Here is a 26,064-nt window from a genome sequence, read left to right as displayed (position 1 = left end):
ACAGGAAGTCTTTATGAAAAACAAAAGAAACCTTTTTTCAGCTTCTTTAATTGCTTCATCTCTGATGCTGGCAGGTATTTCTGCAAGCGCTCATGCCGAAATGGCTTCAGGATCTGAAACATTAGATAAAGTAAAACAAGCCGGTGTGCTTAAGTGCGGTGTCAGCACTGGGCTGCCAGGTTTTTCAAATACCGACGCCAAAGGGAACTGGGAAGGTATTGATGTTGAATTCTGTCGTGCCGTCGCATCTGCTGTTTTGAAAGATGCCAGCAAAGTGCAATATATTCCGTTGACGGCCAAAGAGCGTTTTACCGCGCTGCAATCTGGCGAAGTGGATGTGCTGTCCCGTAATACGACATGGACACTGCAACGTGACACGGCTCTGGGTCTGAATTTTGTCGGCGTGAACTATTACGACGGTCAAGGCTTTATGGTCAGTAAAGAGTTAGGAGTGAAGTCTGCGAAAGAACTGGATGGTGCGTCAGTTTGTATTCAGTCCGGTACCACAACAGAGCTGAATCTGGCCGATTACTTCCGCACTAACGACATGAGCTTTAAGCCCGTCGTTTTTGATACTTCAGATCAAACGGTAAAAGGATTCGAAGCAGGGCGTTGTGATGTGCTGACCTCAGATCAGTCTCAGCTGTATTCACTGCGTATCAAACTGGCCAACCCATCATCAGCGGTTGTGTTGCCTGAAGTGATTTCAAAAGAACCTTTAGGTCCGGTTGTACGTCAGGGTGATGACAAGTGGTTTAACATCGTGAAGTGGACCCTGAGCGTGATGGTGAATGCCGAAGAGTACGGGATTAATCAGAGCAACGTTGATGCCAAACTGAAATCGACCGATCCAAACGTCCGCCGCATTTTAGGCCTGGATGGTCCGAAAGGCGCCGGTCTGAGCCTTGCTGATGATTGGTCTTATCAGGTTATCAAGCAAGTGGGTAACTATGGCGACAGCTTTGAGCGAAATGTGGGCGCAGGTTCGCCACTGAAAATTGCCCGTGGTCTGAATGCCCTCTGGAAAGACGGCGGCATCATGTACGCGCCACCTGTGCGTTAATTACCGGTTAACACTCAATACGCGGCGGGGATATTTCCCCGCCTGATTGGAACAGCTTTTCATTGAAATGAATCATGAAAAGATGAAAATCCATTTGCTTAACAGGGTAGTTGTATGGCACTGAGTGAAGTTGAATTCGATGCTGTCACCGAAAAAGACAAAAAGAATGGAACGACGGGCGAAAAAAACGCCGCCGTTTCTGAAACACCTTCCTTGAACCTCCGTTCTTTAATTTATCATCCGGGTGCTCGTGCCGTTTTTTTTCAGTCATTGCTTATTCTGGCCATCGGTGTGTTCTTATATACCGTTGTCAGCAATGCACTGGATAATTTAGCGCAAAGGGGAATCGCAACCGGTTTTGATTTTTTGGATCAAACCGCTGGTTTCGGTATTGGCATGTCGCTCATTGAATATGACGAGACCTATAGCTACGGCCGGACTTTTATTGTTGGATTACTGAATACAGCATTGGTCGGTATTCTTGGCATAGTGCTGGCAACAACGCTGGGTTTCGTTATTGGCATTGCCCGCTTATCAAAAAACTGGTTGTTAAGCCGCCTGGCTGCTGTGTATATCGAAGTGTTCCGAAATGTGCCGCTATTGCTGCAAATTCTTTTCTGGTATTTCGTTGTTCTGCGTGCCTTACCTTCGCCAAGACAATCATTGTCATTGGGTGAAGCCGCGTTCCTGAATGTGCGTGGCCTGTATGTGCCAGCACCTGTTTATGAGCAAGGCGCCTGGATGGTACTCGCTGCTGTCGTAATCAGTGTGATTGCGGGTGTCGCTGTTCATATCCGGGCCAGCCGGCATCAGAAGGCCACGGGGGAGCAGCGTCCGACCTGGCGCTATTCCCTTGGCATGCTGCTGGTCTTGCCTGTGCTGACGTATTTTGTGTCGGGTCAGCCTGTGTCACTGGAATATCCCGAGCTGAAAGGTTTTAACTTTCGTGGCGGTATTTCTGTTATGCCTGAGCTGTTTGCTTTACTGGTTGCATTGAGTATTTATACCGCTTCTTTTATTGCTGAAATTGTTCGTTCGGGGATTATGGCTGTCAGTCATGGACAGACGGAAGCCGCGCACTCGCTGGGGCTGAAAAGTTCGCATACGCTCAGGTTGATTGTTATCCCGCAGGCATTGCGTGTCATTGTGCCGCCTCTGACCAGCCAGTACCTGAATCTGGTTAAAAACTCTTCGCTTGCCATGGCGATAGGCTACCCGGATCTGGTGTCTGTGTTTGCCGGTACGACCCTGAATCAGACAGGGCAGGCCATTGAAATTATTGCGATGACAATGGCAGTGTATCTTGCGCTGAGTTTACTGACGTCACTTTTGATGAATATGTATAACCGCAAGATTGCGCTGGTGGAAAGGTAGTAAGAGGTAGCATGATGAAAACATTTGATTTTACGCCTTCAGAAACCCCGCCGGCAAAGTTAACGGGTGTGGGCGGCTGGTTACGCAAAAACCTGTTTGCCGGTCCGGTCAATACAGTGGTTACACTGGGGCTGCTCTGGCTGGTTGTTACATGGGCTGAACAGGTTCTCCTGTGGGCCGTACTGGATGCGGATTTTATTGGCTCAACCCGTGACGCCTGTACCCGGGAAGGCGCGTGCTGGGTATTTATTCAGGCACGGTTCGAACAGTTCATGTTTGGTTTTTATCCGGAATCGGAGATCTGGCGACCTGTGGTGTTTTTTGCAGCCACAGCAGGGTTAATCCTGTGGTTACTGGTGGATCGTATCCCCTATAAAAAATGGGCGTTACTGATCACCCTGATCCCGTTTCCTGTTTTGTCAGCCATGCTGTTACACGGCGGTACATTCGGCCTGGAAACTGTTGAGACGCACCAGTGGGGCGGGTTGATGGTCACTCTGATCATCGCGCTGACAGGCATACTCGCTTCTCTGCCTTTTGGTGTATTGCTGGCGCTCGGGCGACGCTCAGACATGCCGGTTATCCGCAGCATAAGCACTGTGTATATCGAGTTCTGGCGTGGCGTGCCATTAATTACCGTCCTTTTCATGGCGTCTGTCATGCTGCCCTTGTTCCTTTCTGGCGGCACGGAAATTGACAAATTACTGCGTGCGCTGATTGGTGTGGTGCTCTTTAACTCGGCCTACATGGCCGAAGCGATAAGGGGCGGTTTACAGTCTATTTCTAAAGGGCAGTACGAAGCGGCGGAAGCGCTGGGTTTGGGCTACTGGAAAATGATGCGTTTAGTCATTCTGCCTCAGGCGCTGAAAGTCAGTATTCCGTCGATCGTCAATACCTTTATTGCCTTGCTCAAAGATACCAGCCTGGTGCTGATTATCGGTATGTTTGATGTACTGGGCATCGCTCAGTCGGCGAACAGTGATCCGGCCTGGCTCGGCTTCTCAACAGAAAGTTATTTATTTGCGGCCTTCATTTTCTGGGTGATGTGCTTTGGAATGTCACGTTATAGCCTTTATCTGGAAAACAAACTCCATACCGGGCATTGATCAATTACAAGGAAGTTAGGATGTCTATGATTGAAAAAGTGAACCAGAGTTCGGACAAAGAACCTGTCATCCGTCTGAAAGATGTCAACAAGTGGTATGGTGAGTTCCATGTGTTGAAAAACATTAACCTGGAAGTGGAACAGGGCGAAAAAATTGTGATCTGCGGGCCTTCCGGCTCGGGTAAATCGACCATGATTCGCTGTATCAACCATTTGGAAGAACACCAGCGCGGCGACATCGTTGTCGCCGGGACAGAGCTGAAGGACGATCTGAAAAATATCGAGCTGGTGCGTCGCGAAGTAGGTATGTGTTTTCAGCACTTTAACTTGTTTCCCCATCTGAGTGTGCTGGAAAACTGTACGCTGGCGCAGATGTGGGTGAAGAAAAAGTCGCAGCAAGAAGCTGAAGCCCTGGCAATGAAGTACCTGGAGCGGGTACGGATTGCCGAGCAGGCACATAAGTTTCCGGGCCAGCTGTCCGGTGGTCAGCAGCAGCGTGTGGCGATTGCCCGCTCATTGTGTATGGAGCCGCAAATCATGCTGTTCGATGAGCCGACGTCAGCCCTTGATCCGGAAATGGTGCGTGAGGTATTGGATGTGATGGTTGAGCTGGCAGAAGACGGCATGACCATGCTCTGTGTGACGCATGAAATGGGTTTTGCCCGCGAAGTGGCGGATCGTGTGATCTTCATGGATGCCGGTGAAATTATTGAGCAGAATGCCCCGGAGGCGTTCTTCAGTAACCCGCAGTTTGACCGCACGCAAAACTTCCTGCAGCAGATTATTCACTGATTTTCCATCCCTGAAGCGGCTTTTAGGTGACGGAAAGAACGACTGTCATGGCGCCTTTTCAGGCGCCATTTTTTGTCAGCTAAAGAGGGCGTAGCGCACTGGCGGATAACCCGTTAAATCGTCGCCGTCGACTCAATCAAAATCGCGTCGTGGCGCCAGTATTCTAAATCGCAGTCAATCAGGTTGCCGCTCTGGTCGTAGTTTACCCGTTCGACAAACATGGCGGGTGTGCCGGATGTTGCCCTGAGATGATGGGCGGTTTCCGCCATCAGGGATGTAGAGCGAACCCGGAACCGGGTTTTGGAATAAATCACGCCGTATTGCTCACGGTACGTAGTCGTGAGCGAGTCGATAATATTGTGCTCGAACAAATCAGGGAAATGGGAGGGTGAGATAAAATTCGTGACCACCACGACCGGACGATTATCAAGAAATCGCAGCCGGTCGATGCGGTACACTTCGGTCAGTGGTTTGACATTCAGCAGCGAGGCGGCGCGCCGGCTGGCAGGCACACGCTTGGCGGAGAGCAGCTCAGAACGCGCTTCGCGACCTTGTGCTTTGGCCATGGCCGGAAAATCCGTGGTGTACGTCGGATCGTACAAAAGCGGTACCGGTGAGACAAACCAGCCGCGGCGATCTTCGCGATACAGCTTACCTTCGGCTTCGAGCAAGGCCAGCGACTCACGCAGAGTGACGCGTGTGGTGTTGAAAGACTCCGCCAGCTTACGTTCAGCAGGCAGTTTGTGCCCGCCTGCCAGAAGCCCGGCATCAATCTGTTCGTTGATGGCTTCCATGATTCTTAAATATTGCACGTTAATCCTTCCCGTTGCCGACCAGGGTTCAATTGGTTAGCTATTATAAAGTCTGTTTTCACAGAGTCATCAGCGGTTACGCCAGGCTTGGGTGTATTTATCACTCAGACAGTTTGCACCAAGATGCATGAGTTTCACTGCAGCCGCAGTCAGCAGGATCATAACCGCCATCGCGGCGGCAGGACCGGTTTGACCGGCATCGTCCATATTCAGGACAGACACGGATGCAGGCATGGTGTCTGAGGCATACAGAAAAACAATGGCCGATGTGGTGGTCATCGCATTCACAAACAGGTAGGTCGCAATCTCTAAAATGGCTGGGGTACACACAGGGATAGTGACTTTCAGGAACGTCTTGAACTGAGGAATGTTGAGCGATGCAGAGATCGCTTCGATTTCGCCCGGCAACTGTTTCAGCGCTGTCACTGCGGTCATATGGCCGACTGTGTAGTAGTGAGTAATGGTATTGACCACCAGTATGGTCAGTGTGCCGTAAATCCAGGACAGCGGATTGTCGCTGTGGTTGAAGAAAAAGATGTAGCCCAGCCCTAATACCATACCCGGTACAGCCATCGGCAGAATCGCCAGCATTTGCAGCAGGTTACGCAGTGGTGCGAAACTTTGCCCTTTTTCAATGCAGTAGGCGCAGGTAAAAATCACCAGAGTTCCTGCCAGTGCGACCATTCCAGCCAGTTTCAGCGAACTGAAATACGGTGCCCAGCCATAGGTACTGAATTCAGTAAAATTATAGTTGTTCAGACTCAATGCTGTGTTCCATGGCCAGAATGTGACCAGAGAGCCGTACACCGCCATGGCAATGACACTCAGAATCGCCAGTGAGATCAGCGAGCAGAACAGCAAACATGCGCCGTCACGGAGGCGGTTAGGCTCTGGCTGATAAGCTACTGAACGGGCATCGAACAGGTTCTGCTGTTTTTTCTGTACCCAGCGATCGCCGGCAAAGGCCAGCAAAGCGGGCAGTAACAGCATGACGGACGTTACGGCACCCATAGCGAAGTTTTGCTGCCCGACCACTTGTTTGAAAATGTCTGTTGCCAACACATTGTATTGACCGCCAATGACTTTAGGGACACCAAAGTCGCAGACAACTAGGGTAAATACCACGATCAAGGCGCTGATCAGGCCGTATTTCGCCCCCGGCAAAGTAACCAGAAAGAAAGTGCGCACACTGGATGTATTGAGCGCTTTCGCGGCTTCGTAGAGCCTGGCATCGGATGTTTTCAGCGATGTACTGATGATCATCAAAGCATGAGGGAAGGTCCATAACACCAGACCAATCGCAATGCCAATGGGGCCGTAAATACTGTGGCCGAACAGCATCTCTTTGGCGATGCCCTGATTACCGAACAGATAGATCAGACTGATGGCAGGTAACAGTGATGGCGACAGAATGGGGGCAGAACCGATGACGGTAAAGACACCTTTGAATGGCATACAGCTGCGGGTTAAGGCAAAGGCAAAACCAAAAGCCAGCAGGCCGACAATGACAGTGACAACCACACCGATTACCACGGTATTTTGCAATGACTGCCACAGGGCAGGTGAAGCAAAATAGGTGGCAAAATTGGCCAGGCCGACAAAGTCGCCCTCAGCGTTCTGTACACTTTTTTGCAGCATGGCAAGCAGTGGCGCGACGATAAAAGCCGCCATCAGTGTGCTAAATATCACTAAGAGCACGGCCAGAGTGACGTTGTCACGACTAAAGTGATGGCGCAGACGAGTGATGGATTGTAAAGGACCGGATTTTGACGTAGGAAGCGGTCGGGTCAGTTGTGTCATGGTGACGTCCTGCTTATCGGCTTTGGCGGTAGATATGGGTATGCTTATCGGCAATGTGCAACTGCAGATAATGGCCACGGCTCAGGCCAAGGTTACGTGTCTCCCGGATAGGGACATCCACCTTGATCGTCGGCAGCTGATGCGCGCCCTGGATCTGGCAGTCGGCACGCATGAAAGTGCCCTGAAATTCCAGTTCGTCTATCCGTACCAGCACGCTGCTGTCACTCTTCTCACCGGCGGGCAGAAAATGCAGATCTTCCGGTCTGAGACCTAACTCGACCTGCTCGCCGCGCTGGAATTGAGCGGCCGGAAGCGGCAGCAGGCTTTCACCGATTCGCATTTGCTGCTCGCTCACCACAGAGGCCGGTAAGAAATTCATCTGACCGACAAATTCAGCGACAAAACGGGAACTCGGGTTCTGATAGATTTCCTGTGGGGTGCCGACCTGTTCGATACAGCCGTGATTCATGACCACGATACGGTCGGCCATCGCGAGCGCTTCTTCCTGATCGTGCGTCACCATAATGGTCGTAATACCCAGCTTGCGTTGTAAGCGGCGGATCTCTTCGCGTAAATGAGAACGCACTTTTGCATCAAGGGCCGAAAGCGGTTCATCAAGCAGTAACAATCCTGGTGATAATGATAAGGCACGGGCCAGTGCTACCCGTTGCTGTTGTCCGCCGGATAACTGGCTTGGGTATTTATTACCGGCGGTCGGCAGGGCAATGGTTTCCAGCCACTGGCTGACGATACTGTCTGTTTCTGCCACAGATTTCCCCTGATTGCGTAATCCGAGGCTCAGGTTTTCATAGACAGTCAGATTCGGAAACAGAGCATAAGACTGAAAAACAATACCAAAGTCCCGTTTTTCCGGCGGCAGATAGGTGATGTCACGTCCTGCCTGTTCAATCGTGCCTGAGCTGGCCAGATCCAGTCCGGCTATGGCACGCAGCAAGGTGGTTTTTCCGCAGCCGGAAGGGCCAAGAAAACAGACAAATTCGCCTTTGTTGATATCCAGTGAAATGTTGTTCAGCGCAGTAAACTGACCAAACTGTTTACCGACTTGTGAGATTTTCAGGTAAGTTTCCATAGCAAAGTCATTTCTCTATTTGGTATATACCAAATTTAGACCTAATGAGTGACAGTTCGATGACAGAAGCTTGACGATAAGAAGACAGCCGAGTCGGTTCTGCCCGATAAATGAAAAAGGCAACCTGAGCGGTTGCCTTGAGATTGGCTTGGAAATATCTGTGGGATGCGGTTAAGAGCGCGGTTCAGATTTCGCGTCGAATTTATCCGACCAGGTTTTCAGCACATCTTCACGGCTGACTGCCATTTTAGAGAAGTCCATTTTCACCATCGCCTGCTGAACATTCGGGTAGTTTTTCACGGGTTTGTTCACGTCTTTATGACCGACAACCGGGTAGAACTCGTTATACAGCTGGTTGGCATCTTTAGATAAAGACCAGTCAACCAGACGCTTTGCGGCATCAGACTGGGTGTTGACCAGACCAACGGCTTCCGCTTCCCAGCCTACGCCACCTTCAGGCAGGATGATGTCGATAGGGGCACCCTGAGATTTCAGTTTGGCACCACGAATTGCCATCGAAATACCAATCGCGACTTCACCCATACCGGCCTGAACGCAAGGCTTGGAACCTGAGTGAGTGTAATGAGCAATGTTCTGATCCAGGCTGGTCATATAATCCCAGCCTTTTTGCTCACCCATGGTTTGCAGCCAGGCAGAGACCTGCATATAACCTGTGCCAGATGAGGCTGGGTTTGGCATGGCAATATGGCCTTTGTACTCAGGTTTGAGCAGGTCATCCCAGGTTGCCGGCTTGCTCAGTCCCAGTTGCTCGGCCACTTTTTCATTGAAACAGACCGCATTAAAGAAAGCATCGTTACCAAACCAGGCCGGGTTGGCTTGCGGGTCGATAAGATTGCTGTGGATTTTGCTCAGTTCTTTTGGCTGATAAGGTTTCAGTACACCTTCTTCTTTCAGCAGTGCCATAGAAGAACCGGCCAGACCCCATACAACATCTGCACGTGGGTTACCTTTTTCGGCCAGCAGCTTGGCCGTCATGATGCCGGTGGAATCCCGTACCCATTTGATCTTGATGTCCGGGTTTGCTTTTTCAAATCCGGTTTTGAATTTCGCCAGCATGTCCGTTTCGAACGCTGTGTATACCGTCAGTTCCTGTGAAGCGAAAGCGTGGGTGCTGCTCAGTGCCATCATTGCCGTCAGTGGTGCAACAAGCCATGTCTTTTTCATATGTCCTTCCTAAAAAAGTAAATGTGGTATGTACCAGATTGGTTCGACACGGAAGATGCTAGGTGCCATTTATGACAGTTCGATGATTGCCAGATGTCAGTTTCATGAGGACTGTGTGATCGTGATTCAGCGCAAATTTGTGTTGAAAATCGGCGAACATTGCCATTATTAAACTTTTATGAAGACTGGCTCTGGCGCATTTACAGCATCGGTTCACCATCGCTATAGTGATTTCGTAATCTGGTATAGTCCAAAGAGATCAACAAATGGCAAACTCCGACAATCAATATCTACTGCTTACTCCTGGCCCGCTGACGACAACACAGACTGTGCGAGAAGCTATGCTGAAAGACTGGTGCACCTGGGATGATGACTACAATGTGGGCGTGGTTCAGCACATTCGCCAGCAGCTGGTCGCTCTGGCCACCGCGCACGACGGCTACACCAGCGTGCTTATGCAGGGCAGCGGTACCGCCTCTGTGGAAGCCACTTTAGGCTCTGTGATTCCCCCAGAGGGTAAGTTGCTGGTGATCAACAATGGTGCTTACGGTGCCCGTATTGCACAGATTGCCAATTGCCTGAATATCCCGCACCTGAACTGGTCTTTAGGTGAAATGACCCAGCCTGACGTTAACGAACTGGAACGTTTGCTGGCTGCCGATCCCGCCATCACTCATGTGGCTATGGTGCACTGTGAAACAACCACAGGCATGCTGAATCCGTTGCCAGCGGTGTGCGAAACAGTAAAAACGGCCGGCAAAGTGATGATCCTGGATGCCATGTCGAGTTTCGGCGGCATCCCTATGGATATTGGGGAACTGGGCATCGATTTTCTGATCAGCTCAGCGAACAAGTGTATTCAGGGAGTTCCAGGATTTGGTTTTGTGATTGCGCGCCGTTCATTACTGGAAACATGCCACGGACGTGCGCGTTCAGTGTCGCTGGACCTGTATGATCAGTGGCAGTGTATGGAAAACAACCATGGCAAATGGCGGTTTACATCTCCGACTCATACAGTGCGGGCGTTTGCTCAGGCGCTGACGGAACTGGAACAGGAAGGGGGCATTGAAGCGCGCTTTCAGCGGTACCGCACCAATCAGCAAACCCTGGTGGCAGGTATGTCACGGCTGGGTTTTGAAAGCCTGCTCGATACAGCACTGCACTCACCCATTATTACGTCTTTTCATTCTCCGCAATCATCGCTATATGACTTTAAGCGCTTCTATGACTGCCTGAAAAGCAAAGGATTCGTGATATACCCGGGCAAAGTCTCTGATGCAGACTGCTTCCGTATTGGCAACATAGGTGATGTTCATCCGGGTGACATTCAGCGCCTGCTGGAGGCCATTAACGCGTCTGTGTTCTGGGCCAGTGAAACGGAAACGGCCGGAGAGCAGGCATGACGTCCCGCCAGACTGACCTCAGCCAGCGTGCGCTGGCTTGTGAGGGAGATACGAATACATCGTCTGCGCGTGTCCGGTGGATAGAGAGTCTCTCTGACAGGCAAACCCAAACCCTGCTGGAGGAAGACAGTCAGTATTTTTTACATCAGGCCATGTCGACACCTTGTCTGGATGCCCTGGAAAGTGCTGAGGGGATCTATCTGACCGATGTGGCCGGCAAACGGTATATGGATTTTCATGGCAATAATGTCCATCAGCTGGGCTACGGCCACCCGGAAGTATTGGCTGCTATCCAGACCCAGTTAGCCAAACTGCCTTTCGCCCCCCGGCGCTTCACGCACCAGACAGCCGTCGACTGCGCCCGCGAACTGACCCGCATTGCCGGCGGTGAGCTGAACCGTGTGCTGTTCGCGCCGGGAGGCACATCCGTGGTGGGCATGGCACTGAAGCTGGCTCGCTATATCACAGGCAATCCCAAAGTGGTTTCACTCTGGGATGCGTTTCACGGTGCATCGCTGGATGCGATCTCTGTGGGGGGTGAAGCCTGCTTTCGCGAAGGCATGGGGCCGCTCATGGCCGGGGTTGAACGTATCCCGCCGCCCGTTCGCTATCGGGGCGCTTTCCCGCGTGACGATGGCTCAGATGTGCATTACGCCGATTATCTGGAATACGTGATTGAAAAAGAGGGCGGGATCGGAGCATTCATCGCAGAAGGGGTGCGTAATACCGATGTTCAGGTGCCCAGCCGAGCCTATTGGCAGCGCGTCCGGGAGATTTGTGATCGCCACAATGTGCTGCTGATTATCGATGACATCCCCAACGGTATGGGCCGGAGCGGCCACTGGTTCACGCATCAGGCATTCGGCATTGAACCGGATATCCTCTGTATCGGCAAAGGGCTGGGCGGCGGTGTTGTGCCAATGGCAGCTATGCTGACCAAAGACAAGTACAACTCGGCGACCCAGATTTCGCTGGGTCATTATACCCACGAGAAGAGCCCGATAGGCTGCGCGGCAGCGTTAGCCACCATCCGGGTAATCGAACAGCAGCAGTTACTGCAGAAGATTCGCCGCGATGCGGTCTACATGGCAGAGAGGCTGGAGGCCATGAAGGCACGCTTGCCGATCATAGGCGATATTCGCGGTATTGGTCTGCTGTGGGGCATTGAGCTGGTTGAAGACAGGGAAACAAAAGTGCGGGCCTATAACGCGGCAGAGCAGGTGATGTACCACTGTCTGGAGCGCGGGCTGAGCTTTAAAGTTTCTCAGGGGAATGTATTACAACTCAGCCCGCCTTTGATTATTGCCAGAGAAGAGCTGGCGCTGGCCTTGGACTGGCTGGAAGACGCCATTGAGTCTGTGTGCAAGCGTGTTAATTAACCATTGAGTCAGAGCCTGAAGCGACGGGCCAAGAAATGAACGAGAAACTGAAGATGAATACACAAGTAGAAGCGGTAATTTTTGACTGGGCGGGAACGGTTGTAGACTTCGGATCCTTCGCGCCAACCACCATTTTTGTTGAAGCATTCAAACGAGAATACAATTTTGATATTTCACTGGCAGAAGCCCGCGTACCCATGGGGCTAGGGAAGTGGGATCATATCAAGGCGGTGGGTGAATTACCTGATGTTGCCGCCCGCTGGGAAAGCCGGTTTGGGAGAGCAATGATCAGAGAAGACATTGACACAATCTACCAAACGTTTATGCCGTTACAGGTGGCAAAAGTTGCAGAGCATGCCGACTTGATTCCGGGTACCACAGAGGTCGTTGCCAGGCTCCGTGAGCAGGGTATCAAGCTGGGCTCATGTTCGGGCTACCCCAGAATTGTGATGAACGAATTGCTGCCAGCGGCTGCTGAAAAAGGGTTCGCGCCGGATTATGTGGTCGCCACCGATGATCTTGCCGCGGGCGGTCGTCCTGGTCCGTTCATGGCGCTGCAAAATGTGATTGCACTTGGTGTAAGTAACGTGGCCGCTTGCGTCAAAATTGATGACTCAGTACCGGGCATTGAAGAAGGTCATAATGCAGGTATGTGGACTGTCGCACTTTTACTGTCGGGTAATGAAGCTGGATTGACTGAACAAGAATACTTGTCCGCATCTGAGCATGAACTGGCCGTTGCGAGAGAAAAAGCACGGAAAGCCTTTAATGGTTGTAATGCACATTATCAAATAGATACAGTTGCTGACTTGCCTGATGTCATTGCTGATATTAATCGCAGATTGGCGGAAGGCGAGCGTCCTTAAATCTGTTTCTCATCATTAATTAGTCAAGAAGCCAGGTTATTTTGCCATTATTTTTATAATACTGAGCAGAACACTCTGGCTTTATTCGTGTCGTTGCACTTAATTCGTTTGTTGAATTTATGCCTGAATATGAGGCAGATTGGTGCAAGTGCCCGATTTTATTACACATCTCAACTCTCCTCTTATCGTCTCTCATTAGTGTATTATTCCTAACTTTATCTTAAGCATCTGTATTTATTGAATTATTTTACATTCTGACAAAAGGCTGGTTCACGTATTGCCAGTGTTGGCTTAGTAATTGCTTTATTTGAATCATGAACCAATATGGATTAAGTGGAGTATTAACCTGGCAGAAGGTTTACATAAAGTGTTTAATTTGTTGCTTTTGAGTTAACAAATGCAGTGAATTAGCAAAAACTGAAAAATTACAAAGCATGAAGACTTGTATGAAATGCGTTCACATGATGTTAATTAAATGTTTTTCCGATATTTTTTAATTGATGCGAAGCAAGAAAAAACACGATCATGCGCAAAAAAATGAAGAGATAAAAAAGTAAGTGATTGGCGAAGCCTTTATAGTGTCTCGCTAAATAAAGCATTCGTCCAATTTACTTTAGCTTGCACATTAATGCTGTTGAATTCTTGTGAAGGAAAGTTATGAAATCTTCAGTTGAAGCCCAACAAGCGAAAGAGATTGTGTTTGATTACACCTCATTTCTGTCTGTGTTGTGTCATCACAGACCAACCTTGTGGGATGCGTTTAAAGTGGTGCTGCCAGCCCTGGAATTTTCCTGGGGCAGATCGTCTGGTTCTGGTGCCAGCAAGACCGAGCGCTTACGTAACCAGGCGCTGAAAGTATTGTCTACCCATACCAGCGATGTGAATAATCTGGTGAGATTGTTGCGGCTGGCCCGTATGGAGCAGATTTCTGAGTTGGACATCCGCCTGCCATATTCATTGGATCAGGATCAGCTGGATCTGATTACAGAAAAAGCAGAGTGCGAGATTCAGGAAGTTGGCAATAATGGCGAACAATTGCACATTCGTTTAATGGTGCCCTGAATCCGGACTGCGCTCATGTCTGCGCCCAAATAACGCCATAGGTAATGGATAAACAAGCGTAGAAAAATGCCAGTTGAATGTATTCGATTCCTGGCATTTTTCATTTCAGTCGAAAGCAATCGTTTCCGTCGCTTTTCAATGCAGCAGAGTATTGGCTCGCTGAGTCCGGTTGATGATAAACGCCATCGAGTTACCATGAATAGCAGCATCATGGATGGTTTTGTTGCAATACTCTTGCACATTCCCGCTGGCAATTACCGCACTACAATTTCCCATGTGTAACGCTTTAGCCATCAGCGCCTGAGTGGATTGTTTGTTCTTCTCTTTTAACACCAGCACTTTACTGATATCGACTCCGGCATTGCTGAGCAGTTGGCGATCCAGCAGTGCATCTGCCCCGATAAACATAATCCAGCGGTTTTGCTCACTGGCCTGTTTTAGCAGTCTGAGCAGATAGGCGAGCTGGGCTTGTTCATGATCGCAGAAACTGACTTCGATAGGATACTGAACCTGGCTGGAACTCAGGGAAGAAGAATGAGACAGAAAAGTGGATTTGTACACCTGAGAAGCGGTCACTGATTGGATGCTGTCTAATTGTGCTGTCATGAGAGTTCCATCCTCTGCTAGAGTCGATGTTATTGTGTATTTATACATGCTGTATGTCTATACAGTAGTTTTGAACGTAAAGGGATGCAAGTGTTTTTTGAGTCTGATTCACAATAATCGGAGACGTCTGGCTTTATCTGATACTAGAAACAAAAGTATAAACTCTTGATTTAAAGTGTTTTTATGTTGATATTTAATTGTCTGTATTCAGGTGAATGTTAAACAGATTTGTGATGTGAATATCATTGCCTGTGTATTTATACAGTATGTATGGGCAGTGTCTTATACAGTACTCTTTCCACTACACAGATCAGAAAATGTCGATGGAGTGAACTATGGGAAAGAGAATCTGCCTGAGTGGCTGGGCAAAATGCTTGATAGTGCTGATGCCGGGCTGGCTGTTTTTGACGGGTTGTAGTGAAGCTCTGTCTGTATCAGCGACACCGGTAAAAGGTGTTGACCGCATTGAACAACAAGAACAATCGCTGGATGTGTACTGTTCGTCAGGAATATGCAGCTTCGGGCTCGAAAGCAACCAGAAAGTGACTCTGTCGGTGAATATGTTTTATGGCACAGAGCAACCTTTTACGAAAATTGAAGGAGTGAGTGTGACAGGAGAGTCTGGCGGGACGCTAAAAATGGTGGGACGGCATCAGTTCACACTTGAGATAGCACCTCAAAATATACCTGTTTCTGTGCAAGTGGTGGATTACTATCGATAATCATTGGCTGGTAAATGAAATCACATAAAAGTAAAGCAATGGTTATAGAAACTTAGGTGTTTACTCGCTTCTATTAACTGAAATTTCGTTAACGTGCTCAGATAGCATTGATTTGTGTTAGCAATAGCCAAAATCATGCTCTGATGGCTTGATTTAAACACTATTCATCAGTAGTATCCGCACCTCTTTTTTATGTGGTGGTGTATATGAGCAGATTTGATTGCCTTGAGAGAATTGTCGAAGAATACCGCAAGAAGGTTCGTGACGCAGAATTCAATAAACACAACGACAGCGAAGTTGCGAAAGTCCTGGTTTTACTTGTAGGAAACTCAATGTTCAACCTGGCAGATGAATTTGCAGATTGGGTAAATCGTGGTGGCGATCGTAGTTACGGCGGTAAGTTTTTTGTGTCTAAGCAACTGATGACGTTACTGGAACCTGTGACCTTCCGTGGGGTTACCGTGCGTCGTGATTCAATCAAGTTATTCCGCATAGGTTGATGCTGGTGCTTGATACCGGTGCGTTACCTTGTCACTAAGCTCGCATAAAGAAATTGAGAATTGACCGCAGGCCTTTGTTTTGTCGAAGGTAAGAAAAAGGATGCTCTGGCATCCTTTTTTCGTTTCTGCAGATGCTAAAGCGCTGGCAGGGCTGGCTGGATCTCAATACAGAAATGTGGTCTGATACCGCCCTGAAGTCAGTCAGTACAGAGAGAGCAGTTGATGGATGCAGAATTTTGGCATAGCCGCTGGGCAGAGAACCGAATCGGATTTCATTTAAACGACACTAACCCGGTATTACCATATTACTGGCCGAAATTAGGGCTGCAACGCGAAGATACTGTGCTTGTACCTATGTGCGGTAAATCTCTGGATTTGACCTGGCTGGCAGAAAAGCACCATCAGGTGACGGGTGTTGAGTTAAGTGAAATCGCTGTCCGTGCTTATTTTGCCGAGCATTTGTACTTACCGACTGTGACATCATTAGGTAACGGGCATACTCTGTATGAGTTTGATGAGGTCCGTATTTATTGCGGTGATTATTTTACTGCGCCGGTTCAGCCCGTAGACGCTGTGTACGACCGTGCTGCGTTGATTGCGATGCCGGAGAGTATGCGGCAAAGCTATGTGCAGCGCCTGTTATCTTTGGTGAAGCCTGGCGGAAAGATCATGCTGGTGACGCTGGATTACAGCCAGGATGAAATGGCCGGGCCGCCGTTCAGCGTCAGTGCAGAAGAAGTGCATTCACTTTTCGCGGGCTGCACAGTGACTCATATCGGGCGTCAGGACGCCGATGAATCACACCCGCGTCGTCAGCAGGGTTTAAGCCGTTTTGCCGAAGAAGTCTGGTTCATCCAAACCCCAGCCTGAATAAAGTTTGCAGTGTGACTGTGTGGTCAGTCACACTTGTCTGTTCTGATTATTGTCTATTTTTATCATTAGCTTGATCCCGTCTATAGTCAAAATGACCAAGACGGAGGTGAGTCATGAAGGCACAAATCTCAAAGGACAGTTTTCACAGTAAAAAAACCTTGGATACAGGCGGTCAGCGCTTTGATTATTTTGACCTGACCGCACTGCGTCATTTGGGAGAGGTTGACCGCTTACCTTTTTCGCTGAAAGTGTTACTGGAGAACCTGCTCAGGTTTGAAGATGGTGACACTGTCACTGAGTCCGATATCCAATCCGTGATTGACTGGCTTCAAACCCGCCGTTCAGACAAAGAGATTCAATACCGTCCAGCCCGGGTGCTGATGCAAGATTTTACCGGTGTGCCGGCCGTGGTGGACCTGGCTGCAATGCGGGATGCCATGACCCGGGCCGGTAAAAACCCCGACAGCATCAATCCTCAGTCGGCCGTTGATCTGGTGATTGATCATTCTGTGATGGTGGATGTTTACGCTTCTGAGCAGGCTTTTGCCCGAAACGTTGAACTTGAAATGCAGCGTAACATTGAACGCTATCAGTTTTTGCGCTGGGGCCAGCAAGCTTTTACCAATTTTCGTGTCGTCCCGCCGGGAACAGGAATATGCCACCAGGTTAATCTTGAATACCTTGGACAATCGGTGTGGCAGGACAGTGGCGTTTTGTATCCGGACACCCTGGTCGGAACCGACTCACATACCACTATGATCAATGCCTTGGGTGTACTTGGCTGGGGGGTTGGCGGCATTGAGGCTGAAGCCGCTATGCTTGGTCAGCCAATCTCTATGTTAATCCCGGAAGTGATTGGTTTTCATCTCAGCGGTAAATTGCATCCGGGTGTGACGGCAACAGACCTTGTATTAACTGTCACTGAGATGCTGCGAAAAAAAGGGGTAGTCGGTAAATTCGTGGAATTCTACGGCCCTGGTTTAGATGCATTGCCTTTGGCTGATCGGGCGACAATTGCCAATATGGCACCAGAATACGGTGCTACCTGCGGATTCTTTCCGATTGATCAGGAAACACTGCGCTATATGCGCCTTTCGGGGCGCAGTGAGTCTCTGATTGCCCGCGTTGAAGCCTATGCCAAAGCCAACGCCATGTGGCGGGATTCCAGCCAGCCTGAGCCACTTTATACAGATACCCTGGCATTGGCACTGGATCAGGTTGTTCCGAGCCTGGCTGGCCCCAAGCGCCCGCAGGACAGAGTCCCGTTGCCTGATATCAAAACCGCGACGGAAGACTTGCTGGCATTGAGCGGCCTGCAACCAGAACAGCAAATCCAGGTCGATTTAGGCGATTCTGGCGAGGATACCAAAGGCAAGAGCTTCTCACTGACTCACGGTGATGTCGTGATTGCCGCCATCACATCTTGCACCAATACCTCTAACCCCAGCGTCATGTTAGCCGCGGGTTTACTGGCTAAAAATGCGGTGGAAAAAGGTCTGCAGACTAAGCCCTGGGTTAAAAGCTCCCTTGCGCCAGGCTCGAAAGTGGTGACCCGGTATTTTGAGGCATCGGGTCTGCAAGACTATCTGAACAAGCTTGGATTCAATTTAGTGGGGTATGGCTGTACGACATGTATCGGAAATTCCGGACCGCTACTTGCACCAATCGAAAAAGCCATCAATGACGCCAACCTTACTGTTTCCTCGGTGCTGTCGGGCAACCGTAACTTTGAAGGTCGCGTGCATCCGCTGGTGAAAGCTAACTGGCTGGCGTCTCCGCCTCTGGTGGTTGCCTTTGCACTGGCCGGTACGACAAGCATTGACCTGACCAAAGAGCCGCTGGGTCAGGACAGCAATGGTCAGCCGGTGTATCTGAAAGATGTCTGGCCTTCCCAGGAAGACATCACGCAGGCGATGAAGGAAGTGAAGAACAGCCTGTTTGAGCAGGAATATGCGGACATTTTTGCCGGTGACGATATCTGGCAGCAGATCACCATCAATAAAGGCAATACGTACCAGTGGCGGCCAGATTCTACTTACGTTCGCCTTCCGCCCTATTTTGACGAGATAACACAGCCGCTAAAGCCACTGAAAGATATTGAAAATGCAGCCATTCTGGCAATATTTGGTGACTCAATAACGACCGACCATATCTCACCGGCGGGTAACATAAAGCCAGACAGCCCGGCAGGGCACTATTTGCAGGAGCAGGGTATTGAACCGGAAGATTTTAATTCCTACGGTTCACGGCGCGGCAATCATGAAGTCATGATGCGCGGCACCTTTGCCAACATTCGTATTAAGAACCTGATGCTCAAGGGGAAAGAAGGCGGGTACACCATTTACCAGCCGACAGGGGAAGAGGTATCAATTTATGATGCTGCGATGAAGTATCAGGATCAGAACATACCTCTGGTGATTTTTGCCGGGAAAGAATACGGCACCGGATCCAGCAGGGACTGGGCTGCGAAAGGGACCAGCTTACTGGGTGTAAAAGCGGTACTGGCTGAAAGTTTTGAGCGAATTCACCGTTCAAATCTGGTGGGTATGGGGGTGATTCCTGTTGAGCTTCCTGAAGGTTTACTGGCTTCATTGTCGTTAACCGGCAAGGAAAAAATACAGCTGAAAGGCATTGATAGCTTGTCGCCGGGGGCAACGCTGACACTGGAAATCACCAACGAACAGGGACAAGAGTCACAATATGGCGTAAAAGCCCGGGTTGATACCCGAACGGAAATGGCGTATCTCAAGGCTGGAGGTATTTTGCATTATGTTTTGAGAACAATGATTTCTACCGAATGACAATGCGTTTTTCTGTAATTATTTGACACTTGGTATGTCAAATAATTGTCATTTGTATGGTTGTAGGTTCGTATTGCCGCGATATTGCAGTTACAGTAGAGTGACAAGCTTAAAGAGAGCTCTATCAGTATAATCTAAGGTCGTTAGAGCGCAATTCAGGGAAAACGGACAGTAACATGAAGAAGTCGTTGATTGGTATTTTGTTGTGCGGTTTGTCTACGTCGGCTTTGGCGTCGCAATCGGCAGGTATTTTTCTTGGTTCGCCAATGAGTGGTGTGCAGTATAAACACAATGACCTGCGTTTTTCGCTGGGGTTAGACGAATTTGGTTTTGCGGTCGATAAAACCTTCAACCTGGGTACGTTGACCAGAAATCCGCAGCTTAACATGGGGTATACCTTTGTCGGCGCACAGTATGTTGATAACCATTATGACAAATTGGGTATCCGTTCCGGTATTGGCCTGGAAGTGCCTGTTAATCAGTTTGAGCTGTATGGTGAAGTTGGACCGACGCTGTATATGGTGGAAGATGTTGATGTCGAACTGGAAGCGGCTATGGGTGTAAGAGTGCGTTTCTGATTCAGAATGAATGTAAATAGCTGAATGAATCCCAAAAAAGCACAATGAATCGAAAAAGCTGGCTAATTGCCAGCTTTTTTGTGTCTGTTGCCCCGTCCTGCTTGATGCCGCAGTGGTGTTGGCTGCGTTCCCATTCCCCAATTACATAGTTATCTATGCCCATGGGGCTTCACTTACTTGCCGCTTACCTGCAACTTCAAGTCGTTTGGGTATCTTTTAGTTAAGCTGCTTCATTGATAGTAGCCGCCTGTAACATCGGTTTTCTTCGTTCCCACTGCGTAATGAAAGCGACTGAGGCGATAATAATGGCAGCCCCCAGCCAAAGCCGTCCAGGTGGTACCCATCCGAAGACGATAAACCCGGCAAGCACGTTCAATGGCAGTTTGGCATGATCGAAAGGCTGTACGAAAGAAGCGTCAGCAATGGCATAGGCTTTAGCTATGGCCCAGTTAGCCAGTGCGGTAAATAATCCGGCACCTATCAGAAGAACCCAGGTGTGCTGGCCAACAGGCAGGGTGAAATCAGGTGCAGCAAGAAAAAGGTTAAATGGCGTGATCAGCACCAGCAGGTAGACAACCATAGTCGTCGGGGAGTCGTGGTGCGACATCTTCTTCACCATCAGAGAATAGCTCGCCCAGAAGAAAGCCGCGCCAATGGGCAGCAATGAGGCCAGATTGAAATTGTCGGCCCACGGCTCAAGAATGATCATTGCACCAGCAAAGCCGGCTAGGGTTGCCATCCAGCGTACAAAGCCGACCTTTTCTTTCAGCAGCAAACCCGAGCCTACGGTGGCGAACAAAGGCGATGTCATCAGTAGCGCAATGCCTTGCCAGATAGGTACAGGGTACGCCAGGGCCCACAGCCATAACTGAATACCGATAACAGACAGAAACACGCGGAAGCAGTGCATACCAAAGTGTTGAGTTTTCAGAGCCTGACGAAGACCGATATTGTGCAGCCAGGGAAGCATGACCAGGAGAGCAATAAAGTATTGAATCAAACCGACAGTGGTAGATGGCAAATGGAAGGTCACACTCAGGTATTGTGCCATGCTGTTAACCACGGCAAACGCCATTCCGGCTGTCAGCATCCAGCAAGCGCCCTGAATAGGGTTGTGTCGATGAGTCATAAGGTGTCTTTCAGAAAAAATAATCTGGAATCATACTCTGATGAGTGCATAGAAGAAATTGTTAATTGATAAAAAAAGCCGACAAAACAGGGAGCTTTGTCGGCGGCAAGGAATTCTTAATTTGTTATCAGATAGCGGCGTAAGAAAGTGGCATATCAGGATTGAAGGTTTCCAGCGTATTTTGTGTGTCAGCCAGCAAGCTGATCGCTGAGTCTTTCTGTTCAACCAAAGCGGCTTCAACAATATCTGACAGCGAATAGCTCGCCATATTCATGTTAATCAGTGCCACCTGGAGTGGTGGCAGGCTCGGGTTAAATGCCGCGTTCTCTGCATACATGCCTGAGAATAGCCGGCCATCTTTCGCCTTCAGCGCAACTCCCGCATAGTTTTTACTGTATGGCGCATGTGATTTATCTGCCGCCTTACAGGCTGCTTGCAGCAGCACATCATCGGTTTCGAGCTTCAGCTCATGTGAGCTGTCTGATAATAAGAGCTCGGTGATACCCAGATCAGACGGGCCAAAGGACTCTGGCAGATATTCCTGCAGTGCTTTGGGTGAACGCTCTGGCAACTGTACTACGATGCTTTGTGCCGTCGTCAGTTCATTCATGAACTGCCGGCAATGCCCGCAGGGGGAGTAGTTGACGGTAATGTCGGTAATGCCCGTTTCGCCTTTCAACCAGGCATGGCTGATTGCAGATTGCTCTGCGTGAACCGTTTGTGACATAGAGGTGGCGCTGAATTCCATGTTCGCACCGAAATACAGACGACCTGAGTTTCCGCGGGCAATGGCACCCACATGGAAGTTTGAGAGAGAAGCAATCGAGTAGGCCGCAGCCACTTTCAGTAACTGAATACGCAGTTCTGCATCCGTCAGATGACTGTCTTTCATTAACTGTTCAAATTCTTCTTTGCTCAGTGTGGCATCAAAACCCGGAGCGGTAATGATAGGCTTAAGCGCCTGTGACAATGTGTGTGGCAGGTGCTCTAAAGCGTCCATTACTTCGGTGCGCATACTGATTCTCCTTAATGTATTCACTTACGCATTGTAGTGCGTAAACGAATAAATATAGTGACAAAGATCACTATTAAAGGTTGTTTATTTCACTCTATTTACAAATTGGTGAGTGGTTTCACATGATTGATGAGGTAAGTGTCTGTATTTCAATACTCAGTAAAGCGGCCTGGCTGTGTGGGTGTTGCAAGGGCGTTGCACAGCTAAACCGCTTAAGAAGTGGCAGGTGGATCGGTTGTCAGTGAAAGACAGACAACAGCAACGGATAGATTATCGGGGCGAGTATGGCGGTAATGACGCCACAAAGTACTAAGGCCAGTGAGCTGAACGCGCCATCTTTGTAATTTTCCTCAGCCGCTTTAGCCGTTCCTAACGCGTGTGCCACAGTCCCCATGCTTAATCCTTTGGCCATGGGATGGGTGATGTTGATGAGTTTAAACAACGGATAACCTAATACAGCACCAAAGATGCCGGCGATCAGAACCATGACAGCGGCCAGCGACGGCACACCACCAATTTGTTCAGCAACCGCCATAGCGATGGGGGTGGTCACGGATTTAGGCAGAATGCTTGCAGTAAGCTGTAAATCAGCGCCAAGAGCAAGAGCAATCGCTGTCCCGGTAATCATTGAGAGTATGCTGCCAAACAGGGTGGCTGTGACTATGACTTTCCAGCGGCTGCGGATTTGCGGCATTTGCTCATAAAGAGGGAAAGCAAGGGCAACAACAGCGGGCTCCAGAAGGAAATGAATCCATTTATTATCATCGAAATAGACGTCATAAGGCACATTAAGCACCAAAAGCAAAGGAATGATCACCACCAGACAGAGAAGTAACGGATTAAGAATGGGGTGCTGGAAGCGCTTGGATAATTTACGGGCAAGAATAAAAACAATCAGCGTTACGGCTAACCACATTAGTCAGACTCCTTGCGCTGTACATACCAGCCAACAAATAACAGAACCACCAAACTGCTGCCTATGGTGCTTACCAGAACAGGCAACGCATTGGCTCTGAGCAGATCCAGGTAATTCACCAGTCCGACACCCACAGGCACAAACAAAATAGCCATATGGCGAATAAACAGATGACAGCCGGGTTTAGCCCAGTTGGGCGGCAACAGGCCTGCAGACAGAGCCGTGAAGAGAAATAACATGCCGAGAATGCTGCCGGGGATGGGGATCTGAGTAAGAGACTGAAATCCTTTACCGACCATCAGAAAAATGGCGATGATTGCAAATGAACGCAGGTAGCTCATAGACGTCAGGATGATGATAAATGGTGTCGCAATGATACAAAATAGATGAGATCTACACCACATTTCTTTGCGGCTGTATTTATCCTGGACTGCTTGTTCACAGGTTTGAAACGATGACGATTGCAATGCCGGCGGCAGCAAGCAGCAACACAGACAGTTTATGCATCAGGCTGTGTTTTACTATGTGCTCTGTTGCCGAGCTATGCGGTCGTCTGGTTTTAATCGTTGTGATTGCTGGCTGTGGCGACGGCTTGGACGGCAGCGTCTCGGGTTGTTTGAAGCGATGGATATGGCGACAGGTCTCTTTCGGCAGAGGGACACGAAAGCCAAAATGGGGGAGCACTTCGATAGGAATAGCCATTACACCGTTAACAGTCAGCTTGCGGCGAAGCGAGTTGAATATCGAAGCCAGGTCGATTTTTTGTATGTGAGACATGGAATCCTGCGGAAGAAATGTTTTATCAGACAATGATTTATGGCTGATCACCTCTCCGGCAAAGTAGCACAGAGCTTCAAGCAGGCGTGACTCATGCAGCGTCAGGGCTGTCTCTGATTTATCAGGCCAGACAAGCAGCCGCAGATCGGGTTCAAAATCCACCCTGGCAAATCGATAACACCGGGTGAGAGACTCAGTTGCCATAATAGTCACTTTTCCAATTTACTGTCGGCATGCTGTCCCTATGGCATCTGGCAGTAAAACATCATTGGCTTGATGGTGGCTTATGTTGCCAAGCGCCTCCATGACGCATGGCACAAAGCGGGTACTTATTAATTGTTATTGGCCTTGCGTTGAAGTTCAAACTACCAGGGCAGGAAAAGTGTCTGAAAAAAGAAACCCTGACTGCTCAGCAGGTCAGGGTTGCGAAATTACTGAGCAAGATCAGCGCTCTGTAACGATTTGTCTTTCTGGCATCCTGGCTGTGTAATTACACCAGCTTGCCTACGTAATCGTACACGGCCTTCAGGATTTTCATTTTTCTCTCATCGCTTTGGTGCTCCATCGCGATAGATTCGAGATTTTGCATGTAAGCCGGCAGTTTGGTTTCGAAGTAATCCTGACAATGATACTTCCACTGCTGCTGTTCCTGATGGCTTAGCGTTAACGGGAAATTACGGGCGCGGTAGCGAAGCAGCAATGGTTTGATGCGTTTGTCATCCACATTCAGTTCGAGTTTGCCCAGCTCCTCAGGCGCGGACTCACGAATGATATCCATCGCCGATTTGTCCGCAGCAGAAAAAAAGCCGTTATACAGTTGTGTATCAACATCATCGTTTGGCTCAAATTCTCTGTCCTGACCAAACACGGCCAGCAGTTTTTCACGGATCTGAGGCTTATCTTTCAGTGCGCTCAGGTTGGCCAGACATTGAGTCCGATCGATCCCTAGTCGCTCAGCATCTTCGGCCGTCAGTGTTTTTGCCGGTGCCAGCACAGGGCACTTATTAATATGAACCAGCTTGAGTGGAACAGGCAGCTCGCCGGGGTTGAGATCAGCACGTTTGGTGTACAGCCGCTCGCGCAAACTGTCAGCATCCAGATCGAACAGCGGGGCAGGATCCATTGCCAGATTGACACAAATGACCGCATTCTTGTTATCCGGATGCCAGGCCATGGGGACGATCCAGCTGGTATTCCCGCACTCAGAACCAAACATACCTGAAACATGCACCAAGGGCGTCATCTCAGCGATGTCGATCAGTTCCTGTAGTTTACGTTTATGACGTAAGTTAAACAGGTAGTTAAAGAGTTTGGGTTGGCTGGCTTTGACTTTCCTGGCCAGCTCAATTGTGGCGTACACATCGGCCATTGCGTCGTGCGCGTTGCTGTGTTCGATTCCGTTTTCAACAGATAAATGCTCAAGCTTAAAGCTCGGGAATCCGTCTTCGTTTGTTGGCCAGTTCAGACCATCTGGGCGTAACGCATAGCAAGTACGCATGATATCAAGCATATCCCAACGCGAATTGCCGCTTTGCCAGCTCCAGGCATAGGGATCGTAAAAATTACGGTACAGAGTATACCGAGTGACCTCGTCATCGAAGCGCACATTGTTATAGCCGATGACGCAGGTATTGGGTTTAGAGAGCTCCGCATGAATGCGCGCAATAAATTCATGTTCCGGTAAGCCCTTCTCCATCGCTTCTTGCGGTGTAATCCCTGTGATCAGGCAGGCTTCGGGTGAAGGCAGGTAATCGCTGGGCGGCTGGCAGTAAATCACCAATGGCTCACCAATCACATTGAAATCCATGTCGGTTCTCACCCCGGCAAACTGGCAAGGCCGATCAACCGAAGGATTTGCCCCGAATGTCTCATAGTCCAGCCAAAACAAGGTTGGTTGGTTATCGTTATTACTCATTCTTACCTTTACTGGCATAAACGTGTTTTCTGAGGTCATTCTACCAAAGAATTGCACTGGCTGCGGGGGATTTTGGCGTGGATGACATGCAGTATCTATGAAAGAACGTATTATTTTAAGATGACCAACAAGCGCATACCGGCAGCGGTTAGGCATAAGGACTCATTGCTCCGAATGGACATAGGCGCCACGGAAAAGCGGCATGAGGGGTGATCGCCAGCGAGGCCGTGATTTTCCTGACTTTTATCAATAGTTAGCGTCATTCTGAATTTCCTGTGATCTCATTGAAATTGCCCGAATT

24 protein-coding genes are annotated in these 26,064 nt (G+C 49.3%); 13 read left to right on the top strand and 11 right to left on the bottom strand.

The genetic code is table 11. The features are described from left to right. Window positions 1-13: 13 nt before the first annotated feature. The 4 genes from IFO68_RS15030 to IFO68_RS15015 all read left to right on the top strand — a co-directional run bounded on the left by IFO68_RS15030 (window position 14) and on the right by IFO68_RS15015 (window position 4,334). Window positions 14-1,063, top strand: coding sequence for an amino acid ABC transporter substrate-binding protein (locus tag IFO68_RS15030; protein WP_192016671.1), 1,050 nt, complete (start codon window positions 14-16; stop codon window positions 1,061-1,063). A 114-nt stretch (window positions 1,064-1,177) separates the two neighbouring features. Further along, a complete protein-coding gene (locus IFO68_RS15025) occupies window positions 1,178-2,437 on the top strand; it encodes an amino acid ABC transporter permease (RefSeq protein WP_192016670.1) in 1,260 nt (419 codons plus the stop codon). 14 nt (window positions 2,438-2,451) lie between these two features. Then, entirely contained in the window at window positions 2,452-3,543 is a 1,092-nt protein-coding gene (locus IFO68_RS15020) for an amino acid ABC transporter permease (protein ID WP_192016797.1), read from the top strand. Between the two features lie 26 nt (window positions 3,544-3,569). After that, window positions 3,570-4,334: an amino acid ABC transporter ATP-binding protein gene (locus IFO68_RS15015; RefSeq protein ID WP_192016796.1), complete on the top strand. Its 765-nt coding sequence runs from the start codon at window positions 3,570-3,572 to the stop codon at window positions 4,332-4,334. Between the two features lie 113 nt (window positions 4,335-4,447). Here the strand turns inward: IFO68_RS15015 and phnR are convergent, their stop codons facing one another. From phnR to IFO68_RS14995, 4 genes are all read right to left on the bottom strand, one after another. Beyond that, window positions 4,448-5,146, bottom strand: a complete 699-nt coding sequence (gene phnR, locus IFO68_RS15010; RefSeq protein ID WP_192016669.1) for a phosphonate utilization transcriptional regulator PhnR — start codon at window positions 5,144-5,146, stop codon at window positions 4,448-4,450. Between the two features lie 69 nt (window positions 5,147-5,215). Next, window positions 5,216-6,946, bottom strand: a complete 1,731-nt coding sequence (locus tag IFO68_RS15005) for a putative 2-aminoethylphosphonate ABC transporter permease subunit (RefSeq protein ID WP_192016668.1) — start codon at window positions 6,944-6,946, stop codon at window positions 5,216-5,218. 13 nt (window positions 6,947-6,959) lie between these two features. Continuing rightward, the gene (locus IFO68_RS15000; protein ID WP_192016667.1) at window positions 6,960-8,036 is read right to left on the bottom strand and encodes a putative 2-aminoethylphosphonate ABC transporter ATP-binding protein; all 1,077 of its coding nucleotides are present in this window, start codon (window positions 8,034-8,036) and stop codon (window positions 6,960-6,962) included. 171 nt (window positions 8,037-8,207) lie between these two features. Further along, on the bottom strand, window positions 8,208-9,221 hold the full coding sequence (locus IFO68_RS14995; RefSeq protein WP_192016666.1) for a putative 2-aminoethylphosphonate ABC transporter substrate-binding protein: 1,014 nt from the start codon (window positions 9,219-9,221) through the stop codon (window positions 8,208-8,210). Between the two features lie 266 nt (window positions 9,222-9,487). Here IFO68_RS14995 and phnW point away from each other — a divergent pair, with 266 nt between their 5' ends. The 4 genes from phnW (at window position 9,488) to IFO68_RS14975 (ending at window position 13,931) form a co-directional block, all read left to right on the top strand. Next, window positions 9,488-10,624, top strand: a complete 1,137-nt coding sequence (gene phnW, locus IFO68_RS14990) for a 2-aminoethylphosphonate--pyruvate transaminase (RefSeq protein ID WP_192016665.1) — start codon at window positions 9,488-9,490, stop codon at window positions 10,622-10,624. Next, window positions 10,621-12,003, top strand: a complete 1,383-nt coding sequence (locus IFO68_RS14985) for an aspartate aminotransferase family protein (RefSeq protein ID WP_192016664.1) — start codon at window positions 10,621-10,623, stop codon at window positions 12,001-12,003. Before phnW ends, IFO68_RS14985 begins: the two co-directional genes overlap by 4 nt. 53 nt (window positions 12,004-12,056) lie before the next feature. Continuing rightward, window positions 12,057-12,869, top strand: coding sequence for a phosphonoacetaldehyde hydrolase (gene phnX / locus IFO68_RS14980; RefSeq protein ID WP_192016795.1), 813 nt, complete (start codon window positions 12,057-12,059; stop codon window positions 12,867-12,869). 657 nt (window positions 12,870-13,526) lie between these two features. Next, entirely contained in the window at window positions 13,527-13,931 is a 405-nt protein-coding gene (locus tag IFO68_RS14975) for a hypothetical protein (protein WP_192016663.1), read from the top strand. Window positions 13,932-14,066: 135 nt separating this feature from the next. Here the strand turns inward: IFO68_RS14975 and IFO68_RS14970 are convergent, their stop codons facing one another. Further along, window positions 14,067-14,537 (bottom strand): SulA-like leucine-rich domain-containing protein, encoded by a 471-nt coding sequence (locus IFO68_RS14970; protein WP_192016662.1) that lies wholly within the window; start codon window positions 14,535-14,537, stop codon window positions 14,067-14,069. 335 nt (window positions 14,538-14,872) lie between these two features. On the opposite strand from IFO68_RS14970, the gene IFO68_RS14965 reads away from it, so the two are divergent. From IFO68_RS14965 to IFO68_RS14945, 5 genes are all read left to right on the top strand, one after another. Continuing rightward, window positions 14,873-15,259, top strand: coding sequence for a spore gernimation protein (locus IFO68_RS14965; RefSeq protein ID WP_192016661.1), 387 nt, complete (start codon window positions 14,873-14,875; stop codon window positions 15,257-15,259). 206 nt (window positions 15,260-15,465) lie between these two features. Beyond that, entirely contained in the window at window positions 15,466-15,759 is a 294-nt protein-coding gene (locus IFO68_RS14960; protein ID WP_027252174.1) for a hypothetical protein, read from the top strand. Between the two features lie 222 nt (window positions 15,760-15,981). Beyond that, on the top strand, window positions 15,982-16,629 hold the full coding sequence (locus IFO68_RS14955) for a thiopurine S-methyltransferase (protein WP_192016660.1): 648 nt from the start codon (window positions 15,982-15,984) through the stop codon (window positions 16,627-16,629). Between the two features lie 116 nt (window positions 16,630-16,745). Continuing rightward, the gene (gene acnA / locus IFO68_RS14950) at window positions 16,746-19,433 is read left to right on the top strand and encodes an aconitate hydratase AcnA (RefSeq protein WP_192016659.1); all 2,688 of its coding nucleotides are present in this window, start codon (window positions 16,746-16,748) and stop codon (window positions 19,431-19,433) included. Window positions 19,434-19,609: 176 nt separating this feature from the next. Continuing rightward, window positions 19,610-20,011, top strand: coding sequence for a hypothetical protein (locus tag IFO68_RS14945; RefSeq protein ID WP_192016658.1), 402 nt, complete (start codon window positions 19,610-19,612; stop codon window positions 20,009-20,011). Window positions 20,012-20,231: 220 nt separating this feature from the next. Here IFO68_RS14945 and IFO68_RS14940 read toward each other — a convergent pair whose 3' ends face one another. The 6 genes from IFO68_RS14940 to sbcB all read right to left on the bottom strand — a co-directional run bounded on the left by IFO68_RS14940 (window position 20,232) and on the right by sbcB (window position 25,763). Then, a complete protein-coding gene (locus tag IFO68_RS14940; RefSeq protein ID WP_192016657.1) occupies window positions 20,232-21,140 on the bottom strand; it encodes a DMT family transporter in 909 nt (302 codons plus the stop codon). Window positions 21,141-21,267: 127 nt separating this feature from the next. Then, window positions 21,268-22,155 carry a cytidine deaminase gene (cdd, locus tag IFO68_RS14935; protein ID WP_192016656.1) on the bottom strand — a complete coding sequence of 296 codons (888 nt, stop codon included), beginning with the start codon at window positions 22,153-22,155 and terminating at the stop codon, window positions 21,268-21,270. A 238-nt stretch (window positions 22,156-22,393) separates the two neighbouring features. Then, window positions 22,394-23,071, bottom strand: coding sequence for a CidB/LrgB family autolysis modulator (locus IFO68_RS14930; RefSeq protein WP_192016655.1), 678 nt, complete (start codon window positions 23,069-23,071; stop codon window positions 22,394-22,396). Further along, window positions 23,071-23,412: a CidA/LrgA family protein gene (locus tag IFO68_RS14925; protein WP_027252181.1), complete on the bottom strand. Its 342-nt coding sequence runs from the start codon at window positions 23,410-23,412 to the stop codon at window positions 23,071-23,073. Before IFO68_RS14925 ends, IFO68_RS14930 begins: the two co-directional genes overlap by 1 nt. Before the next feature lie 97 nt (window positions 23,413-23,509). Further along, entirely contained in the window at window positions 23,510-24,052 is a 543-nt protein-coding gene (locus tag IFO68_RS14920) for a winged helix-turn-helix domain-containing protein (protein WP_192016654.1), read from the bottom strand. Window positions 24,053-24,338: 286 nt separating this feature from the next. Next, window positions 24,339-25,763, bottom strand: a complete 1,425-nt coding sequence (sbcB, locus tag IFO68_RS14915; protein ID WP_192016653.1) for an exodeoxyribonuclease I — start codon at window positions 25,761-25,763, stop codon at window positions 24,339-24,341. Window positions 25,764-26,064 lie beyond the last annotated feature (301 nt).

The organism is Photobacterium arenosum, from assembly GCF_014841115.1.
Classification (GTDB): domain Bacteria; phylum Pseudomonadota; class Gammaproteobacteria; order Enterobacterales; family Vibrionaceae; genus Photobacterium; species Photobacterium arenosum.
The sequence above is the reverse complement of the archived record's forward strand: the minus strand, read 5'-3'. Positions and strand labels throughout refer to the sequence as shown.

What these genes read in the sequence shown, in the direction of transcription:
- IFO68_RS15030 (WP_192016671.1), top strand. Translation starts at nt 14, where the DNA reads ATGAAAAACAAAAGAAACCTTTTTTCAGCTTCTTTAATTGCTTCATCT.
- IFO68_RS15025 (WP_192016670.1), top strand. Translation starts at nt 1,178, where the DNA reads ATGGCACTGAGTGAAGTTGAATTCGATGCTGTCACCGAAAAAGACAAA.
- IFO68_RS15020 (WP_192016797.1), top strand. Translation starts at nt 2,452, where the DNA reads ATGAAAACATTTGATTTTACGCCTTCAGAAACCCCGCCGGCAAAGTTA.
- IFO68_RS15015 (WP_192016796.1), top strand. Translation starts at nt 3,570, where the DNA reads ATGATTGAAAAAGTGAACCAGAGTTCGGACAAAGAACCTGTCATCCGT.
- IFO68_RS15005 (WP_192016668.1), bottom strand. Translation starts at nt 6,946, where the DNA reads ATGACACAACTGACCCGACCGCTTCCTACGTCAAAATCCGGTCCTTTA.
- IFO68_RS15000 (WP_192016667.1), bottom strand. Translation starts at nt 8,036, where the DNA reads ATGGAAACTTACCTGAAAATCTCACAAGTCGGTAAACAGTTTGGTCAG.
- IFO68_RS14995 (WP_192016666.1), bottom strand. Translation starts at nt 9,221, where the DNA reads ATGAAAAAGACATGGCTTGTTGCACCACTGACGGCAATGATGGCACTG.
- phnW (WP_192016665.1), top strand. Translation starts at nt 9,488, where the DNA reads ATGGCAAACTCCGACAATCAATATCTACTGCTTACTCCTGGCCCGCTG.
- IFO68_RS14985 (WP_192016664.1), top strand. Translation starts at nt 10,621, where the DNA reads ATGACGTCCCGCCAGACTGACCTCAGCCAGCGTGCGCTGGCTTGTGAG.
- phnX (WP_192016795.1), top strand. Translation starts at nt 12,057, where the DNA reads ATGAATACACAAGTAGAAGCGGTAATTTTTGACTGGGCGGGAACGGTT.
- IFO68_RS14975 (WP_192016663.1), top strand. Translation starts at nt 13,527, where the DNA reads ATGAAATCTTCAGTTGAAGCCCAACAAGCGAAAGAGATTGTGTTTGAT.
- IFO68_RS14970 (WP_192016662.1), bottom strand. Translation starts at nt 14,537, where the DNA reads ATGACAGCACAATTAGACAGCATCCAATCAGTGACCGCTTCTCAGGTG.
- IFO68_RS14965 (WP_192016661.1), top strand. Translation starts at nt 14,873, where the DNA reads ATGGGAAAGAGAATCTGCCTGAGTGGCTGGGCAAAATGCTTGATAGTG.
- IFO68_RS14960 (WP_027252174.1), top strand. Translation starts at nt 15,466, where the DNA reads ATGAGCAGATTTGATTGCCTTGAGAGAATTGTCGAAGAATACCGCAAG.
- IFO68_RS14955 (WP_192016660.1), top strand. Translation starts at nt 15,982, where the DNA reads ATGGATGCAGAATTTTGGCATAGCCGCTGGGCAGAGAACCGAATCGGA.
- acnA (WP_192016659.1), top strand. Translation starts at nt 16,746, where the DNA reads ATGAAGGCACAAATCTCAAAGGACAGTTTTCACAGTAAAAAAACCTTG.
- IFO68_RS14945 (WP_192016658.1), top strand. Translation starts at nt 19,610, where the DNA reads ATGAAGAAGTCGTTGATTGGTATTTTGTTGTGCGGTTTGTCTACGTCG.
- IFO68_RS14940 (WP_192016657.1), bottom strand. Translation starts at nt 21,140, where the DNA reads ATGACTCATCGACACAACCCTATTCAGGGCGCTTGCTGGATGCTGACA.
- cdd (WP_192016656.1), bottom strand. Translation starts at nt 22,155, where the DNA reads ATGCGCACCGAAGTAATGGACGCTTTAGAGCACCTGCCACACACATTG.
- IFO68_RS14930 (WP_192016655.1), bottom strand. Translation starts at nt 23,071, where the DNA reads ATGTGGTTAGCCGTAACGCTGATTGTTTTTATTCTTGCCCGTAAATTA.
- IFO68_RS14925 (WP_027252181.1), bottom strand. Translation starts at nt 23,412, where the DNA reads ATGAGCTACCTGCGTTCATTTGCAATCATCGCCATTTTTCTGATGGTC.
- IFO68_RS14920 (WP_192016654.1), bottom strand. Translation starts at nt 24,052, where the DNA reads ATGGCAACTGAGTCTCTCACCCGGTGTTATCGATTTGCCAGGGTGGAT.
- sbcB (WP_192016653.1), bottom strand. Translation starts at nt 25,763, where the DNA reads ATGAGTAATAACGATAACCAACCAACCTTGTTTTGGCTGGACTATGAG.